The sequence below is a fragment of the Nocardioides xinjiangensis genome (assembly GCF_017916385.1).
GTDB classification, from domain to species: Bacteria; Actinomycetota; Actinomycetes; order Propionibacteriales; family Nocardioidaceae; genus Nocardioides; species Nocardioides xinjiangensis.
The window spans coordinates 2,902,217-2,919,521 of sequence record NZ_JAFMSW010000001.1 but is presented as its reverse complement, the minus strand read 5'-3'; the positions used below and the strand labels follow the sequence as shown (position 1 = coordinate 2,919,521).

The 17,305-nt window shown below is 72.8% G+C and carries 16 protein-coding genes and 1 tRNA gene; 6 read left to right on the top strand and 11 right to left on the bottom strand.

Annotated features, from left to right (window positions below):
* Positions 1–4: 4 nt before the first annotated feature.
* The gene (locus J3P32_RS13740) at positions 5–469 is read right to left on the bottom strand and encodes a DUF4383 domain-containing protein (protein ID WP_210440354.1); all 465 of its coding nucleotides are present in this window, start codon (positions 467–469) and stop codon (positions 5–7) included.
* 197 nt (positions 470–666) lie between these two features.
* Between J3P32_RS13740 and J3P32_RS13735 the strand changes: the two genes are divergently transcribed.
* The 4 genes from J3P32_RS13735 to J3P32_RS13720 are packed head-to-tail and all read left to right on the top strand — an operon-like array spanning position 667 to position 3,751.
* Positions 667–1,374, top strand: coding sequence for a histone H1-like repetitive region-containing protein (locus J3P32_RS13735; protein ID WP_210440353.1), 708 nt, complete (start codon positions 667–669; stop codon positions 1,372–1,374).
* A 30-nt stretch (positions 1,375–1,404) separates the two neighbouring features.
* Positions 1,405–1,746, top strand: a complete 342-nt coding sequence (locus tag J3P32_RS13730; protein ID WP_210440352.1) for a DUF2200 domain-containing protein — start codon at positions 1,405–1,407, stop codon at positions 1,744–1,746.
* A 35-nt stretch (positions 1,747–1,781) separates the two neighbouring features.
* Positions 1,782–2,672, top strand: coding sequence for an alpha/beta fold hydrolase (locus tag J3P32_RS13725; RefSeq protein ID WP_210440351.1), 891 nt, complete (start codon positions 1,782–1,784; stop codon positions 2,670–2,672).
* Entirely contained in the window at positions 2,669–3,751 is a 1,083-nt protein-coding gene (locus tag J3P32_RS13720; protein ID WP_210440350.1) for a spore photoproduct lyase family protein, read from the top strand. Before J3P32_RS13725 ends, J3P32_RS13720 begins: the two co-directional genes overlap by 4 nt.
* 43 nt (positions 3,752–3,794) lie before the next feature.
* On the opposite strand, the gene J3P32_RS13715 is transcribed toward J3P32_RS13720, so the two are convergent.
* The gene (locus J3P32_RS13715; RefSeq protein WP_210440349.1) at positions 3,795–4,700 is read right to left on the bottom strand and encodes a helix-turn-helix domain-containing protein; all 906 of its coding nucleotides are present in this window, start codon (positions 4,698–4,700) and stop codon (positions 3,795–3,797) included.
* Between the two features lie 59 nt (positions 4,701–4,759).
* The gene (locus J3P32_RS13710; protein ID WP_210440348.1) at positions 4,760–5,482 is read right to left on the bottom strand and encodes a winged helix-turn-helix transcriptional regulator; all 723 of its coding nucleotides are present in this window, start codon (positions 5,480–5,482) and stop codon (positions 4,760–4,762) included.
* Between the two features lie 134 nt (positions 5,483–5,616).
* Here J3P32_RS13710 and J3P32_RS13705 point away from each other — a divergent pair, with 134 nt between their 5' ends.
* Positions 5,617–6,477: a class I SAM-dependent methyltransferase gene (locus J3P32_RS13705; RefSeq protein ID WP_210440347.1), complete on the top strand. Its 861-nt coding sequence runs from the start codon at positions 5,617–5,619 to the stop codon at positions 6,475–6,477.
* A 36-nt stretch (positions 6,478–6,513) separates the two neighbouring features.
* Here J3P32_RS13705 and J3P32_RS13700 read toward each other — a convergent pair whose 3' ends face one another.
* Entirely contained in the window at positions 6,514–7,035 is a 522-nt protein-coding gene (locus J3P32_RS13700; protein WP_210440346.1) for a hypothetical protein, read from the bottom strand.
* Positions 7,032–9,500 carry a molybdopterin oxidoreductase family protein gene (locus tag J3P32_RS13695; RefSeq protein ID WP_210440345.1) on the bottom strand — a complete coding sequence of 823 codons (2,469 nt, stop codon included), beginning with the start codon at positions 9,498–9,500 and terminating at the stop codon, positions 7,032–7,034. The genes J3P32_RS13700 and J3P32_RS13695 overlap by 4 nt, the downstream gene beginning before the upstream one ends.
* Before the next feature lie 178 nt (positions 9,501–9,678).
* Between J3P32_RS13695 and J3P32_RS13690 the strand changes: the two genes are divergently transcribed.
* A complete protein-coding gene (locus J3P32_RS13690) occupies positions 9,679–11,454 on the top strand; it encodes a thiamine pyrophosphate-requiring protein (RefSeq protein WP_210440344.1) in 1,776 nt (591 codons plus the stop codon).
* A gap of 58 nt (positions 11,455–11,512) precedes the next feature.
* On the opposite strand, the gene J3P32_RS13685 is transcribed toward J3P32_RS13690, so the two are convergent.
* The 6 genes from J3P32_RS13685 to J3P32_RS13660 form a co-directional block, all read right to left on the bottom strand.
* A tRNA-Met gene (locus J3P32_RS13685) sits at positions 11,513–11,589 on the bottom strand.
* A gap of 193 nt (positions 11,590–11,782) precedes the next feature.
* Complete coding sequence (locus tag J3P32_RS13680) at positions 11,783–14,794, bottom strand: UPF0182 family membrane protein (RefSeq protein WP_210440343.1); 3,012 nt, start codon at positions 14,792–14,794, stop codon at positions 11,783–11,785.
* Between the two features lie 12 nt (positions 14,795–14,806).
* A complete protein-coding gene (locus J3P32_RS13675; protein WP_210440342.1) occupies positions 14,807–15,418 on the bottom strand; it encodes a PPA1309 family protein in 612 nt (203 codons plus the stop codon).
* Entirely contained in the window at positions 15,418–16,467 is a 1,050-nt protein-coding gene (locus J3P32_RS13670; RefSeq protein ID WP_210440341.1) for a YlbL family protein, read from the bottom strand. Before J3P32_RS13670 ends, J3P32_RS13675 begins: the two co-directional genes overlap by 1 nt.
* A gap of 80 nt (positions 16,468–16,547) precedes the next feature.
* A complete protein-coding gene (locus tag J3P32_RS13665) occupies positions 16,548–16,805 on the bottom strand; it encodes a hypothetical protein (RefSeq protein WP_307807918.1) in 258 nt (85 codons plus the stop codon).
* A 42-nt stretch (positions 16,806–16,847) separates the two neighbouring features.
* Positions 16,848–17,273: a molybdenum cofactor biosynthesis protein MoaE gene (locus J3P32_RS13660; protein ID WP_210440340.1), complete on the bottom strand. Its 426-nt coding sequence runs from the start codon at positions 17,271–17,273 to the stop codon at positions 16,848–16,850.
* Between the last annotated feature and the right edge of the window lie 32 nt (positions 17,274–17,305).

The following is a 17,305-nucleotide window of genomic DNA, read 5'->3' as shown; positions in this document are numbered from 1 at the left end:
GGGCTCAGGCGGTGACGGAGCCCCGGCTGCGCTTCCCGAGGACGACGCCGAGCCCGATCATGGCGACGCCGAGGACGAAGTGCAGCCAGTCGTCGGCGGTGTTGAGGGGCACGAAGTTGGCCTGCGACGACTTGTCGATCACCAGCCCGTAGAGCCACAGCACGAGGTAGATCGCGCCGCCGCCGATGAGGAAGGTGCGGGCAGTGGACGCGGTGCGCGCCAGCGCCAGGCCGGCGGCGCCGAAGAGCAGGTGGACGACGTTGTGCAGGATCGACACCTGGAAGATGCCGAGGAGCTTGGCGTGGGACTCGTGCCCGGCCGCCTCGAGCCCGTCGTACTGCGTGGTGATGCCGGGGATGAACCCCAGGACCCCGACGAGCAGGAAGGTGGCGCCAACGAGGACGGCCGCCGCCTGGACGGGTGAGCCCTTGGTGTTCCGACCGGTGTTGAGGTGTGCGCGCTCGGTCATGGGTGTTTCCTCCTCTCGACGCCGTGGATGTCGGCGTCCGTGGACCTCCCCCGTACCCATTGGCTCGCCTCGCACGCACCGACCCACCCCGAAAGCGGGGTCCGGCTCGACGTGGCCCACGCCACGTGCCGGGGAGGTCTGGGACGGCCGCCGACTGGGTACGGCACGGGGTGCACCCCCCGACGAGAGGACGACTCGTGAACCCCATCCGCACGGTCACCGGAGTGATCACCCATCCCGCCCGGACCGCTGGCGCCGTCGCCGGAGCGACGATCGGCACGTCCGTGGGCGCCGCCCGGGCCGGCCTCCGCACCACGGCACGCGTCGTCGGCTGGGCCGTCGAGCGTGCCACCGGGGTGACGCCCGTGCCCGCCGGCGCCCCGTGGACGGCCGCACCCGACGCCGCATCCGACGCCGGGTCCGAGACCGATGCGGCGCCCGCTCCCGTGGTGGACGAGGTGCTGGGGACGCGTACGGCTCCGGCCGACGGGACCGCCGCGAAGAAGGCGCCCGCCAAGAAGGCCGCCGCCAAGAAGGCCGCCGCCAAGAAGGCCCCGGCCGAGAAGGCTGCCGCCAAGAAGGCCCCGGCGAAGAAGGCCCCGGCCAAGAAGGCCCCGGCCAAGAAGGCCCCGGCCAAGAAGGCCCCGTCCAAGAAGGCGGCGGTGCTTGCCCCCGCCCTGGGCATGAGCGAGGCCGAGGTGGCTGCCGGAGCAGCCGACGAGACCGTCGACGACCTGACCACCCCGTCCGGCATCCCGGCGGCCGCCGAGGGTTTCAACCCCGACACGACCGACACCGACCTCCACCAGCCCGGCACCGAGCCCCTGGTCGACCCGGCGACCGTCAAGGCCGTCGCCAGCGAGTCCGAGGTCCTGAGCAGGGCGGCCGACCCCGACAAGGGCTGAGTGTCGGTCCCGGCACCTATCCTCGAAGGCATGCACCGGATCTTCACCACGAGCGTGGCCTCGGTCTATCCCCACTACGTGGCGAAGGCGGAGCGGAAGGGGCGCAGCCGGAGCGAGGTCGACGAGGTCATCGCGTGGCTGACCGGGTTCGACGCGGAGACGCTGCAGGCCCACCTCGCGGCGGGCACCACCTTCGAGGACTTCTTCGCGCAAGCCACGCTCAACCCGCGTGCCGAGCAGATCACCGGCTCGGTCTGCGGGGTGAAGGTGCAGGAGGTCGACGACCCGCTCATGCGGCGGATCCGCTACCTCGACAAGCTGGTCGACGAGCTGGCCAAGGGTCGGCCGATGGAGAAGGTGCTGCGACGCTGAACGGCTGGACGGACGCCACCGGGGTACCGGGCGGCATGGACGCGGCAGACGACCACCCTCCCGGGCCGGCCCCCGGCCCGGCCCCCGGCCCGGGCCGCCGCTGGCGGCAGCGCACCGTGCACGCGGACGGGGTGGACCTCGCGGTGCACGAGACCGGCGACCCCGACGCGCCCCCGGTGGTCCTGGTGCACGGCTATCCCGACACGCACCGGCTCTGGTTCCCGGTGGCGAGGCGCCTCGCCGAGGACCTGCGCGTCGTGGTCTACGACACGCGCGGACAGGGGCTCTCCCTCACCGATGCTCCGGACACGTCGTTCGCGCTGCCCCACCTGGCCGCGGACCTGATGGCCGTCCTCGACGAGGTGTCCCCCGACCGCCCCGCCCACGTGGTCGGCCACGACTGGGGCTCGGTGCAGGCGTGGGAGGCCGTCTGCGAGCCCGGCGCCGAGCGCCGGGTGGCGTCCTTCACCTCGATCAGCGGCCCGAACCTCGACCATGTCGCCGACTGGGTGCGCCGGACGCTGCGCCACCCGAGTCCCGGTGGCCTCGCGGGCGTGGTCGGCCAGGCCGTCTCCTCGTCCTACGTGCCGTTCCTCGTCTCCTCCCTCGCCCCGCCCGTCCTCCGGGTCGCCGGCGGGCGCGACATGGTGTCCGGCCTGCGCTACTACCGGGGGAACCTCGGCGGCGCGGCGCGGCGCCCCCGCGAGCGACGGACGTCGGTGCCGGTGCTGCAGCTCGCGCTCACGCGCGACCCGTTCATCCGCGAGGGGTCCCTCACGGCCAGCGACCCGTGGTGCGAGGACCTCCGCCGCCGCCATCTGGCCGCGGGGCACTGGGCTCCCCGGACCCACCCCGAGGCGGTCGCCGACGAGGTGCGTGCCCACGTCGTCGACGTCGAGGGCCGGCTCGGAGGTCCGCCTTCGTGAGCCGGGTCCCCACCGCGCTGGCCGACCGCCTCCTCGACGTCCGCCGCATCTACCACGAGCGCGACATCGAGCGCTTCGCCCGCGCCCGCGAGGTGCTCGACCGGTTCCCCGACGCCGAGCGCATCGAGGTGCTGTCGCACCAGGCGATCCCCGGCCTCTACGGCAACGCCGGCGCCGTGGAGGACTGGGTGCGCAACAAGCAGGAGGTGCTGGTCCTGGGCGAGAAGAAGTCCCTCAGCGCCCGGCGCAACGAGCGCTCGAGCGACTGGATCGCGCCGTCGACCGCCAACGGCTGTGCCATGGCGTGCTCCTACTGCTACGTCCCGCGTCGCAAGGGCTTTGCGAACCCCATCACCGTGTTCGCCAACATCGAGGCGGTGCTGGGGTACCTCGAGCGCCACGCGGGGCGGCAGGGCGTCAAGCCGGAGCCCAACCAGTGCGACCCGGTGGACTGGGTCTACGACATCGGCGAGAACAGCGACTGCTCGGCCGACGCGCTGGTCTCCGACAACGTGCGCGACCTGGTCGACCTGTTCGCCCGGCTGCCCAACGCCAAGGCCAGCTTCGCGACCAAGCTGGTCAACCGCGACCTGCTGACCTGGGACCCGCGCGGCGGGACCCGCGTGCGGTTCAGCCTCATGCCCGAGGGCACGTCGCGGCTGGTCGACGTCCGCACCTCCAAGATCGCCGACCGCATCGCGGCGATGGACGATTTCGTCGAGGCGGGCTACGAGGTCCACGTCAACCTCAGCCCGGTCATCGTCCACGAGACCTGGCTGGAGGAGTGGTCCGAGCTGCTCGAGCAGGTCGCCGACGGCACCAGCCCCCGCACCCGGGCACAGCTGGCCGCGGAGGTCATCTTCCTGACGCACAACGAGGACCTGCACGAGGTGAACCTCGGCTGGCACCCCCGCGGCGAGGAGCTGCTGTGGCGGCCCGACCTGCAGCAGCCCAAGCGCAGCCAGAGCGGCCAGGTCAACGTGCGCTACCGCACCGGCTGGAAGGGGCGCTGGGTGAAGCAGCTCACCGACCTCCTCGCCGACAAGCTGCCGGAGTGCCGGGTGCGCTACGCGTTCTGAGGACTGGTCCCCAACCTCCTGAGGGCGAGGCCCGGTCCGGTCCTCACTCCTCGCCGCGCTGGCGGCGCAGCCAGGTGATCGGGTCGCCGTCGTCGACCACCACGCCGTTCCGCAGCAGGATGTGCCGCGCGAGCTGCCGGCGGGCCGCGGAGTAGGTCACCACGTGGGCGAGGACGCTGACCATCACGAAGCTCTCCGGCGGGTCGCAGAGCGCGTCGACGAGCCGGTCCTCCCAGGCGCCGCGCGCGTCGAGGTCCCGCACCGTCGCGAGCCACCTCGGCGCCACCTCGTCGTGGCGCGACAGCAGGGTCGCCGGGTCGCGCCCGGCCGCGGGCGGGAAGTCGGCGCCCTCGATCGCCGCGAGCCAGATCTCCTTCGTCGCGACCTGGTGCTCCAGCAGCTGCGCCAGCGACTCGTCCGGGCCGTCGAAGCCGAGGACCTGCATCCCCGGGAGCAGCGGTGCCTCGTAGGCGTCCGCCGGCACGCCCTTGGCGAGGTCGAGGAGGGTCCGCGTGTCGTCGAGGTCGTGGCGGACGAGGTGCTCGGTGATGGGGTTCACGCGCTGCTCCGTCGACTGCACCCACAGCGACATGGGTGGGTGGAAGTGGATGCCGTTGGGGGCCGGGAGCCAGTGCCCGGACGCCGGCGTGCTGGGCGGGTGCCCGAAGGCCCTGCTGTACGCGCGAGCGAAGCCCTCCACCGACTCGTAGCCGGCCTCGAACGCCGCGTCGGTGACGCTCGACCCTCCGGCGATCCGCCAGGCGGCCCGCTCCAGCATGACGCGCCGGCGCATCGCGACGGGCGGCTCGCCCGCGTCGCGGCGCAGGCGCCGGTTGAAGTGGAACGGCGAGGCGTACGCGCCGCCGGCCATGTCGGCGAGGGTCGCGTGGTCCTCGTCCAGCACGGCGTCGAGGAGCTCGCGGAGGCGGTCGCGTCCCGACTCGGTCATGGCCCCAGTCTGCGGGACCGGACGAGTGGTCCGCCCGACCGGAATTGCCCTGTGTGCCGTCAGGGCGTGGGCTGCCTGGGCTCCGGCGCGGCACCCCCGGGAGGCAAGCCCAGGCGCTCCCGCACCGCTGGCGCGAACGGGCTCCAGGCGCACCAGCGCGGGAAGTCACGGACCAGCCGCGGCGGACCGGTCAGCGTGAGCGCGCCCTGGGCCAGGGCCTCGGGGTAGGTGACGATGCCGGAGAACACCCGCATCAGGTCCACGGGCGCCACCGCGACGACCAGGTCGGTCTCGAAGCCCGGCGGGTCCGTGCAGACGGAGGTCTCGCGACGCTCGATGACCATCCAGATCCGGGTCGGGGCGTCGCCCGCGTAGTCGAACTGCACGACCGTGCGCCGGTCGGGCAGCGCGGCGACGTCGAGGCGCCGCGACATCCACCAGGTCAGGGTGACCGGGTCGACCTCGCGCGGCTCGGGCTCGCTGAACATCCAGCGGACCGCCCACTCGCCGACGGCCATGATGACCTTCTCGAGGTCACGGCCCGCAGGGGTCAGGTGGTACTCGTGACCGGTCGGCGTGGCGACCCGGTCGACGACGCCCTTGCGCTGCAGGTGCTCGAGGCGCTGCTTGAGCAAGGTGCGCGAGATGCCCGGCAGACCGCGGTCGATCTCGTTGAACCTCTTCCCGCCCAGGACCAGCTCACGGACGATCAGCGGCGTCCAGCGCTCCGCGATGACGGCACTCGCCAGCGCGACCGGACAGTACTGCCCGTAGTCCTTCACCCCATCAGTGTCCGCCCGTCCCGACGGCGAGTCCAGAAACTGTTCCGCCCCGGTCCAGAAGTCGTACTGGAGGGCGGTGCGGCAGGCGGGAGAACGTGGTCGCACAGCCCAGCCACCCAGCACAGGAGGATCCCATGACCACCACGTTCGACCCCGTCGCCTTCAAGGCCACCACGCGCACCCAGTGGGAGCAGGCCGCCGACGCCTGGCACCGGTGGGGACCGGCCATCGAGGACTGGCTGGGCGCCGCGACCCGGCAGATGCTCGACGACGTACGGCTCCGCCCGGGATCGGCCGTGCTCGACGTGGCCGCCGGGGCGGGCGGACAGTCCCTGGCCGCGGCCCGTCGGGTCGGTCCGTCAGGACGCGTCCTCGCGACCGACATCTCACCGGCGATCCTCGAGCACGCCGCCGCCGTCGCCGCCGCGGAGGGACTCACCCAGGTCGTCACCCTGGAGGCGGACGGCGAGGACCTCGCCGGGGTCGCGGACCGGTCCTTCGACGCCGCGATCTCCCGCGTCGGCCTGATCTACTTGCCGGACCAGCACCGCGCGCTCAGCGAGATCCACCGCGTGCTGCGCCCCGGTGGGCGGCTCTCGGCCGTCGTCTACTCGACCCCAGATCGCAACGGGTTCTTCTCGCTCCCGGTCGGCATCATCCGGCGGATCGCCGACCTGCCGGCGCCGCAGCCCGGCCTGCCCGGGCCGTTCAGCCTCGCCGCGCCCGGGGTCGCCGAGGCGGCGTACGCCGCCGCCGGCTTCGAGGACGTCACCGTGACCGCGGTGCCGTCCCCGGTCCGGATGGCCAGCGCCCGCGAGTGCGTGCGGTTCGAGCACGAGTCCTTCGGCGCGCTGCACCAAATGCTCTCCGCGGTGAGCCAGGCGGACCGTGACGCCGCGTGGCGGGAGATCGAGGAGGCGCTCGAGCAGTTCGAGGGGCCCGACGGCTTCGTCGGCCCGTGCGAGATGCTGGTGGTCAGCGGGACACGACCCTGACGCCGTGGCCGGGCGCCCGCCGCGACGACGGGACCGTCAGCCCGTGACCATGACCTGGGCCGCCGTCTCCTTGACCTTGGCGTCGGCCCAGCGCATCTGCCTCAGGGTCTGGGGGTGCGCGTCCTGGCAGAGCCCCAGCAGCTCGCGGTCCTGCATCGCCTGCGCGGTCTGCGCCAGCACCTCCCAGTCCAGGGAGACACCCGCCGCCTCGCGGTGGATGTGCCGGAGGTCCGCGAGCAGGAGCAGCGACGGCTCGTGGAGCCGGCCGACCGCCTCGGCGGCCTTCTGCCTCAGCCGGGCCAGCAGCGCCGACTCGTCCTCCGGCTCCGGGTCCAGCTCGACGCCGTAGTCAGACCCGACGCGCGCCAGGTCGCGGGCGTGCTGCTGGGACCACCGTGCGATGTCGCGCGCGACGTGGAAGACCTCCTGGTCGGTGCGCTGCCTGTCGCTGAGGTGGAGCAGCGCGCCGGCCAGGTCGTTCTCGGCCCGGTGCAGCTCCTCGATGGCGGCACCGACCTTGTTCCCATGGAGGCTGCGGAGGGTCCGGACCACGCTCATAGCCGGGCCCCCGTCCCGCCGGAGTCCTCGTGGACGAGGGCGGTGGCGATCCCCCGCGTTGCAGGGACGCCGGCGTCGACCGGGCGCGACCCCGTGGTCGTCGGCGCCGATGAGGGCGTGCCGTCGGTGGCCCGCACCCGGGTGGCGGCGGCCGCGGCCGTCTTGAAGATCGGCTGCTTCGACGCCGGGTCCCAGTCGGTGGGGGTGAGCTCGTTGGCCGCACGTCCGACCGTGCCGGGCTCGTGCTCCGCCTCGGTGTCCCAGTAGCCGTAGTGGAACGGCAGGAACAGCACGCCGCGACGGATCCCGCTCACCCGCAGCCGGGCGGTGACCTCTCCTCGGGGGGTCGTGATGCGCAGCAGGTCACCCTCGCTCCAGCCGTGCCGCTCGGCATCCGCGGCCGAGGCCTCGACCCACACCTCGGGAGCCGCGGCCCGGAGCTCGGGTGCGCGCCCGGTCTTGGTGCGGGTGTGGAAGTGGTACAGCGTCCGGCCGGTGATGAGCTGGAAGGGGTGCTCCTCGGTCGGCAGCTCGTGGGGCGGCAGGTACTCGCCCGCCTTGATCACCGCCTTGCCGTCGGGATTGAGGGCGCGGTACTCCACGGGCGACACCGGGGCGCCGGTGACGAGGTCCCGGCCGTAGCTCTCGCAGTAGTCGGGCCGGGACCAGAACCGCCCGCCGGCGTAGAGCCGCTCCGTGCCGTCGGGGTGCTCGTCGGTGCAAGGCCACTGGATCCCGCTGCCGCCGCGCAGCCTGTCGTAGGTGATCCCGGTGTAGTTGCACGGTCGGCCGCGGCTGCACTCCTTCCACGCCTCGAAGGCCTCCTCGGGCGTGGACCACTTCACCAGCGGCGCCCCGTCCTTGTCGCGCAGGTCGAGGCGGCTCGCGTAGTCGAGCAGGATGTCGAGGTCCGACCGGGCCTGCCCCGGCGGGTCGACGGCCCGCTCCGAGAGGTGCACCGTCCGGTCGGCATTGGTGAAGGTGCCCGTCTTCTCCCCCCAGGTCGCCGCGGGCAGCACGACGTCCGCGAGCCGGGCGGTCTCGGTCAGGAACAGGTCCTGCACCACGAGGAAGAGCCGGTCCTGCGACAGGATCGACCGCATCCGCCGCAGCTCCGGCATGGACACGACCGGGTTGGTGGCGGTGACGTAGAGGAAGCGGATCGACCCGTCCTCGACGTACCGCATCATCTGCATCGCGTGCGTGGGGGCGGTGTAGTGCGGGATCCGCATCGGGTCGATGTTCCAGATGCGGGCGAGGTCCTCCACGTGGGCGTCGTTCGACCAGTTGCGGAACGCCGGCAGGTCCCCGTCGGCGCCGCACTCGCGGGTGTTCTCCGCGGTCGGCTGACCGTTCATCTGCAGGACGCCGCAGCCCGGCCGGCCGAGCATGCCGCGGACGATGTGCACGTTGTTGACCTGCACGGCGGCGGCGGTGGCCTGGTGCGACTGGTAGAACCCCTGGAGCACGCTCGAGACGAGGCGCTCGGCCGTCCCGATGAGCCGGGCCGCCTCCCGGAGGTCGCCGGCGGGGACGTCGCACACCTCGGCGGCGCGCTCGATCGTGCAGTCGTCGACCATCTTCCGCAGCTCGGGGAACCCGACGGCGTGCGCGTCGACGTACGCGTGGTCGACCCAGTCGTTGACGAGGAGCTCACGCAGGAGCGCGTTCATCAGCATCACGTTGGTGCCCGGACGTGGCGCGAGGTGCACGGTCGCGTGCCGCGCCACGGGTGTCCGGCGCGGGTCGACGCACACGATGCGGGGAGGGTTCGGTCCCGCCAGGCGGTCGAGGACCCGGGTCCAGAGGACCGTCTGGGTCTCGGCCATGTTGTGGCCGTAGAGGCAGATCGTGTCGGCGTGGTCGAGGTCGGCGTAGGACCCGGGCTGCCCGTCGCAGCCGAACGACTCCTTCAGGGCCGCCGCCGCAGTGGCCGTGCACAGCCGCGTGTTGCCGTCGACGTGGTTGGTCCCGATCCCGCCGTGCGCGATGAGCCCGAGGGTGTAGTACTCCTCGATGAACAGCTGCCCGGTCGTGTAGAACCCGATCGAGCTCGGGCCGCGCTCCTCGAGCAGCTCGCGGGTCCGCCCGGCGACCGCCCCCATGGCGGTGTCCCAGTCCGTCTCGACCAGCCGTCCGTCCCGGCGGACCAGCGGTCGCGTCAGCCGGTCGGGCGAGCCGTTGGCCTGCCACCCGTAGAGGTCCTTCGGGTCCAGCCGGCCGCGGTTGACCCGGTCGACCGCGCGACCGCGGACGCCGACGATCCGGTCGTCCTTCACCGCGATGTCGATGCCGTCGCCGTTGGAGTGCAGGATCGACGCCGACTGCACCCACCGGTCCACGTCCTCGGGCGCGATCCCGTCCGCGAGGTGGGTGTCCACCCGGACGGGCCAGTCCTCGCCCGGGCCGTACGGCGTCCGGCTGCCCCACGGCTCGGCCACCCGGTCCACGCGTCGTACGACCACGAACGACGGGTACCCGCGGCCCCGACGACGATGCGTCCCGCGACCGGCGCGACGCTGCCGTCACGTCCGCAGTGCACGCATCCCCTCCCCCGCCCTGGGCACTGGGAGGCCCCTGACCGACGGGCCGAGGAGGCAGACGTGCGTGGCTGGACCGACCTCACCTCCGGACGGGCCTGACGTGGCCGGGCAACGACTCGTCGCCGACCTCGTCGTCGACCGGCTCCGTGACTGGGGCGTGCACCGGCTCTTCGGCTACTCCGGCGACGGCATCAACGGGTTCATGGGGGCGCTGCGCCGGGCGGGTGGCGACCCTGAGTTCGTCCAGGCGCGGCACGAGGAGAACGCCGCGCTCATGGCCGTCGGCCACGCGAAGTACACCGGCGGGATCGGCGTGGTCACGAGCACGCAGGGACCGGGGGCCGTGCACCTGCTCAACGGGCTCTACGACGCCAAGCTCGACCACCAGCCCGTCGTCGCGATCGTCGGGCAGCAGCCCACGACCGCCCTCGGGGCGGAGTACCAGCAGGAGATCGACCTGACCAGCCTCTTCAAGGACGTCGCCGCGCAGTACGTCCAGGCGGTGCTGGCCCCGGAGCAGGCCCAGATGGTGCTCGACCGTGCCTTCCGCACCGCGCTCGCCACCCGGTCGCCGTGCGTGGTGATCCTTCCCCACGACGTCCAGGTGGCCCCGGCGCCCGACGCCCTGCCGCACGAGCACGGCGTCGTGCCCACGTCCGTCCAGTGGCGCCCACCCCGGGTCGTGCCGCACGACGTGGACCTCGCCGCCGCCGCCGAGGTGCTCGACGCCGGCGAGCGGGTCGCCCTGCTCGTCGGCCAGGGCGCCCGCGGCGCGGGCGGGCAGGTGCGCGCGGTGGCCGAGCGCCTCGGCGCCGGCGTCACCACCAGCCTGCTCGGCAAGCCCTTCTGGGACGAGACCCTGCCCACGAGCTGCGGCGTGATGGGCCACCTCGGCACCACCGCCTCCGGCTGGCTGCTCGACCAGTGCGACACCCTGCTGATCGTCGGCAGCAACGACCCGTGGACGGAGTTCTACCCCGCTCCCGGGCAGGCCCGCGCGGTCCAGGTCGACATCGACGGCCGCCACCTCGGCAACCGCTACCCGGTGGAGGTCGGGCTGGTCGGTGACGCCGCCGAGACCCTGGGGGCGCTGCTGCCGCGTCTCCGGCCGCGGGACGGGTGGCGGGCGGACGTCGAGGACCGGGTCCGGGAGTGGCACGACCTGGCCGAGCGGAGGGCCGGCACCGCCGCCCGCCCGCTCAGCCCCGAGCGCGTCGTGCGGGCGCTCTCCCCCTGCCTTCCCGCCGACGCGCAGGTCAGCGTCGACGTCGGCTCGGTGGTCTACTGGTACGCGCGGCACCTCACCCTGCCGCCCGGCGTGCCGGCCCACCTGTCCTCGACGCTGGCCTCCATGGGCTCGGGACTGCCCTACGGTCTCGCCGCCAAGCTGCACGCGCCCGACCGGCCGCTGGTGGCGCTCGTCGGCGACGGCGCCATGCAGATGAACGGCATCTCCGAGCTCGTCACGGTGGCGCACTGCTGGCGGGAGTGGGCCGACCCGCGGTTCGTCGTTCTGGTCCTGCACAACCAGGAGCTGGCCGAGGTGACCTGGGAGCAGCGCGAGACCGAGGGCGACCCTCGCTTCGCCGCCAGCCAGGCGCTCCCCGAGTTCCCCTACGCGGCGTACGCCGACCTCCTCGGCCTGACCGGCATCAGGATCAGCTCGCCCGACGAGGTGGACGCCGCGTGGGACCGCGCCCTGGCCGCCGACCGGCCCGTCGTGCTCGAGGCGGTCGTCGACCCCGACGTCCCGCTGCTCCCGCCCTTCCCGGCCGGGCGGGAGAAGCTCGACAGCTTCCGGCGCGGGCTCGACCAGGAGGAGACCGGCGGCCACGCCCGCGAGCTGCTCGACGAGCAGGCCGGGCAGGAGGAGTGACGCGCCGGCTGGGCGGGAAACAGATCGAGGCCAGACGAATGTCTGGCCTCGATCCGATTGGTAGCGGGGGCAGGATTTGAACCTGCGACCTCTGGGTTATGAGCCCAGCGAGCTACCGAGCTGCTCCACCCCGCGTCGGTGAACAGAACATTACAGGGGCGCCGCAGCGGACCCCAAATCGGGGTCCCATGGCGCTGCTCACACCGCGGCCTCAGCGCGTCGGACAGGAGGAACTGCCAGGAGCGGCGACGGCGTACGCGGGAACGGCCCGTCGGACAGGGCTTCGTCCTGTTCGACGGGCCGTCCGACGGGCCTCCGACCGATCGGCTCAGCCGGCGAGCCGGACAGCCTCCTCGATGAGGTCGCGCCCCTCCTCCATCAGCCGGGCCCACCTGACGGTGTCGCCGCGCTGCTGGGCCGCGTCGGCCTGGGTGAACTTCTCCTCGGCCTGCACGAGCAGCTGGCGGATCTGCGCCTGCGTGCCCTCGGGCGCCGGGGTCGGCTCCTCCCCGGGCTCGTCCGTCGGGGAGGCCGACGGCGACTCGGTCGGCTCCTCACCCTCCTCGCCCTGCTCGCCCTCCGGGTCCTCCGGCGTGGCCGGGACGCCGTCGAGGGAGTCCTCGATCGCGTCGCGCAAGGTCTCGCCGATGCCGACGCGGCCCTGGTAGGAGACCAGCACGAAGCGCAGGATCGGGTAGGCCGACTCGTCGTCGCGGCGCGTGTAGAGCGGCTGGACGTACATGAAGCTGTCGCCGATCGGCAGCGTGAGCAGGTTGCCGAACACCGGCGTGGCGTCACCCTGGGTGAAGCTCAGCAACTCCTGCCGGACGGTCTCGTCGGTGCTGAGCGCCGCGGCGATCAGGCGCGGGCCGTCCGTGCGGGTGTCGGGCAGCTCGAGGACGGAGATCTTGCCGTAGTCCTCGGTGTCCGTGGCGTCGCTGTTGACGCTCATGAACGCCGCCAGGTTGTCCCGCTCGCGCGGCACGTAGACCGAGGTCAGCGACCACGTCGACTCGCCGTCGGTCTCCGAGAACAGCCGGTACGGCGGCTGGAGCCGCGTCGCCGCCTGCGGGTCCTTCGGCACCTCCCACCGGGTCGAGCCCTCGTACCAGTCGGCCGCCGAGGTCTCGTGGTAGCGCTGGTACTGGTAGCGCTGGGCCTTGAACAGGTCCTCGGGGTAGCGCAGGTGCGACAGCAGCTCGTCGGGGATCTCCTCGCGCTCCTTGAGCACGCCGGGGAACACCTCGTCCCACGCCCGCAGGATCGGGTCGCTGTCGTCCCAGGCGTAGAGGGTGACGGTGCCGTCGTAGGCGTCGACGGTCGCCTTGACCGAGTTGCGCATGTAGTTGATCTCGTCGGTCGGCAGCGTCTGGAAGCCGCTGTCCTGCTGGAGGGAGTCGTCGGTCATCGTCTCCAGCGACTCACGCTGCGACAGCGGGTACTTGTCGGTGACGGTGTAGCCGTCCAGCACCCACTTGATCCCGCCGTCGACCACCACCGGGTAGGGGTCGGAGTCGACGGTGAGCCACGGCGCGACCTTCTCGACCATGGTGCGGGGATTGCGGTCGTAGAGCACCTTGGAGTTCTCGTGGACGCGGCCGGACAGGATGAAGTTCGGCTCGCCGAACTTCACGGCGTAGAGCAGCTTGTTGAACAGGCTGCCGACCGGCACGCCGCCCTCGCCGTCGTACGTCGTCTCGGTCCCGGACTCCTCGGCCTCCGAGCTGCTCGTCCCGCGCGGGAGGTCGAGCTCGATGTCCTCGCCGCCGTCGGGCTTGCCCACGATGCTGTAGGACGGGCTCTGCTCGCCGTAGTAGACCCGGCCCTCGAAGTCGTCGCCGTACTCGCGGCTCAGCGCGTCCTCGTCGGCCTGCTGGCCCTCCGCCCACTGGATGCTGAGCGACTGGCTGGAGTCGTCCTCGGGGCGCTGGTTGGCGTACGCCGCGATCACGCCGTTGCCGTGGGTGTAGACCGTGTGCAGGTTGGACCAGTCGCGGTCGCCCTCGGCGATGCCGTTCTGGTAGAGCTCGCGCACGCCCAGCACGACGGCGCGGTCGGTCTCGCCGATGTCGTAGCGGTCCACGTCGAGGACGTTGCTCACCGAGTAGTAGCCGCGCACCTGCTGCTGCTGCTCGAAGACCTCGCTCACGACCTTCGGGTCGACCAGCGGCACGTTGGAGGTCGCCGCGTCGAGCTCGTCGAGGCGGCCGTCGGCCGGGCCGGGCGAACCGCCCACCGGCCTGGTCTCCACCGCGTCGAGCGCGTAGGCCTCGCGGGTCGCGTCGATGTTCTCCTTGATGTAGGGGCCCTCGCGGTCCGGCACGTTGGGGTTGACCCGGATGGCCTGGACCAGCGTCGGCACAATCAGCCCGAGGATGATCGCCGACAGGGCGAACAGGGCCACGCCGACCGACGGCAGCAGCCACGTGCGCCGCCAGATGTTGGCGAGGAAGAGCAGGGCGCAGACGAGGGCGATGCCGGCGAGGATCTCCTTGGCCGGCAGCACGGCCTTGTCGTCGGTGTAGCCCATGCCGGTGAAGATCGAGCCGGAGCTCGTCACGAGGTCGAACCGGTCGAGCCAGTAGTCGACGGCCTTCGCGATCACGAACATCGCCAGCAGCGACGACACCTGGATCTGCGCGGCGCTGGTCAGGCGCTCCCCCGGGCGCGCGGAGAGACGGATGCCGCCGAAGAGGTAGTTCATCAGGATCGAGGCGATCAGGCCCACGACCGCCAGCGCCATGACGTAGTCGACGACGTAGTGCCAGAACGGCAGCTCGAAGACGTAGAACCCCACGTCCCTCTCGAAGTAGGGGTCGGTCGTGCCGAACTCCTGCCCGTGCCGCCACAGCGAGTAGCTGCGCCACTGCCCCGACGCGGAGGCGCCGGCGAACAGGCCCATCACCACCGACGCGCCGGCGACCACCCAGGCCATCCGGGGGGCTAGGAGCTGGCGGTAGCGGTCCATCCCGTCGTCGGGGACGCCCGGCATGCCCGGCCACAGCACCGGACGGAAGCGGTAGGCCATCGACATCGCGAGCGCGACGGTCGCCGCCATCAGCCCGGCGAAGACCAGGAACAGCCCGACCCGGGTGAGCAGCAGCGTGCTGAAGACCTCGCTGTAGCCCACCGACCCGAACCACAGGCGCTCGGTCCAGAACGACGCGAACCCGCTCAGCAGCATGAAGGCGAGGATCAGGACGATCGCGGTGATGACGAGCGCGCCGGGGCGGCGCGACGACGTCACGGTGCGGGGGCCGCCCGGGCCTGCGGGTCCACCGGGCCGCTGCGGGCCGTCGGGGCCCTGGGGGCCGCTGGGTCGGTCGAAGGGATTGCTCATGCCGGCGCCTGCTCAGGGGTTCTCGTGGGGGTCGGACGGGGTGTCGGAGGGGGTGTCGTGCAGCGTCGCGTGGAGGAGCGCGAGCAGGCCGGGGACCAGCTCGGTGCCGTTGACCACCGACTGCTCGTCGTCGTGGGCCCGCAGCCGCAGGGCGCAGTACGACGCCCCGGCGCGCGTGACGCCGGCGACCATCCGGACCTCCTGGCGGTCGGGGTGCTCGCGGGCGAAGACCTCGGCGGCCGCGGGGTCCTCGGGGATCTCCTCGTCGGTGCCGGGCGGGAGCACGAGCCGCTCGATCACGGCCGCGCACCCGGCGACGCTGTCGGGCCAGGCGATGGTGGGCAGCGCGTCCTCGAGCGCCTGGCCGGGGGGCAGGCCCTCCTGCTCGATCGGGGTGAAGGACCCGTCGTCGCCCGGGCCGTCGATCGACATGGCCGCGGCGAGTGCGGGCTCCTGCGCCACGAGCTCGGCGGTGTCGACGAGGGCGTAGAGCCGCGCCGGCTGGTCCCAGCCGTCCTGCGCGACGTGGGCCTCGATCTCCAGCACGGCTGCCGCCAGTGCGGGATCCTCGGGCAGCGCGTCGGGCGCGGCCGGGTCGGGGATGGAGTCGCTGGGGTCCGTCATCAGGCGGTGTCCTCACAGGTCGGGAGGTCGGTGTCAGGGTCTGCGACCCACTCGGCCAGGGTCTCGAGGGTGCCGTGCAGGGTCGTGGCCCGGGCCAGCCGCATGCTGCCGGTGTCCACTCCCCCGATGCTGTTGCAGTTGTCGGCGGGCACGAGGAAGAGCTCGGCGCCCTCGTCGCGCGCCGCCGCGATCTTCTGCTGAATGCCCCCGATGGGTCCGACGTCGCCGGCGGGGGTGATGGTGCCGGTGCCGGCGACGTGGGCTCCGCCGGTCAGCGAACCGGGCGTGAGGGTGTCGTAGATCGCCATCGACATCATCAGCCCGGCGCTCGGCCCACCGATGTTGTCGGCGATGTCGACGCTCACGCGGAACGGGAAGTCGTAGCCCGGCCCCGGCGTGATGCCGACGCGGAGGTCGCCGTCGACCTCCTCGGGGACCAGGTCCACGCTGACCTCCTCGTCGCCGCGGCGCACGAGGAAGGTGATGGGCTCGCCGGCCCTCGCGCCGTCGACCGCGTCGACGACGTCCTGGGCGTCGTCGACGGCGGTCCCGTCGACCTCGAGCAGCACGTCGCGCACCTCCAGCTCTCCGTCCGCGGGCAGCCCCGGGGTCACGTCGAGCACCTCGACGATCGGGTCGACCTCCTCGCCGAGCTCGGTCAGCGCAGCCGCCACCGCCGTGTCCTGCGAGGACACCATGGCGACCTCGGACAGGCGGTCGCTGGACTCGTCGGTCTCGTCGGGGGCGTAGACCGAGGACCGCGGCCACACCGCCGCGTCGGGGTCGAAGTAGGCGCGCAGCAGCTCGGGGAGCGTCACGTCCTCCTGCGGCGTGCTGACGTAGACGGTCGTCATCCGCAGCTCGCCCTCGTCGTGGTACGCGCGGTGCCCGGTGACACGCACGGTCTCCCCGCCGTCGTCCTCGCCGAGGATGTCGACCGTCGGTCCGGGGTAGTAGGTGACGTAGGGCAGCGGCACGAAGGCGGCCGTGCCCCACAGCACGGCCAGCAGGCAGAGCGCGAGCAGCCCCGCCCTGGTCCGCTGACTCATGGGCGCAACTCTCTCAAACGGCCGCAACCGGCCGGCAGGCAGCCGACCTGCGGTCGACCGACCGCCGGTGCGCGGCGGGGTCAGGAGGCGCGCCGGGTCGTGCCGTCCCGGCCGGCGCCGTGGCTGGGACGCACCGCGATGCCGGTGCTGCGGTCACGCACGGGCGGGGACGTACGCCGGGTGCCGGCGGGCAGCTCCTTGGCCAGGGCCCTGCCGAGCCGCTCGACGGCGACGTCGCGGTCCACCTCGCCGTGCCCGTCGCGCCCGACCCACGACACCCAGGCCATCGCCGCGACCGTCACCACGACGGACGGCACCAGCCACAGCAGGATCTCCACGCGCCGAGCCTAGGAGGCCGCGCGCCTCGGGGCGCGCAGGCGCTACGGCGTGCCGACCCACTCCTCGGTCCGGTCGTCGAAGACCTGGTGCTTCCAGATCGGCACCTCGGCCTTGAGCGTGTCGATCAGGGCACGCGACGCCGCGAAGGCGTCGCCGCGGTGGGCGGCCGTCGTCGCGACCACGACCGCGAGGTCGCCGATGCGCAGCGGTCCGACGCGGTGCACCGCCGCCACGCCTCGTACGTCGTGCTCCTCCGCCACGCGTCGGCACACGTCCCTCAGGCGCGCGAGCGCGGTCGGGTGCGCCGAGTAGTCGAGCGCGGTCACGCCCTTGCCGCCGTCGTGGTCGCGGACCTGCCCGATGAACAGCGTGAGCCCGCCGGCGCCGTCGTCGCCCAGTGCGTCGACGACCTCGGTGACGTCGAGCGGGGTGTCGCGGATGTCGACGAGGCGCAGGGGGTCGGTCACGCCTCCGAGTGTAGGACCGAGCGGGGATGTCC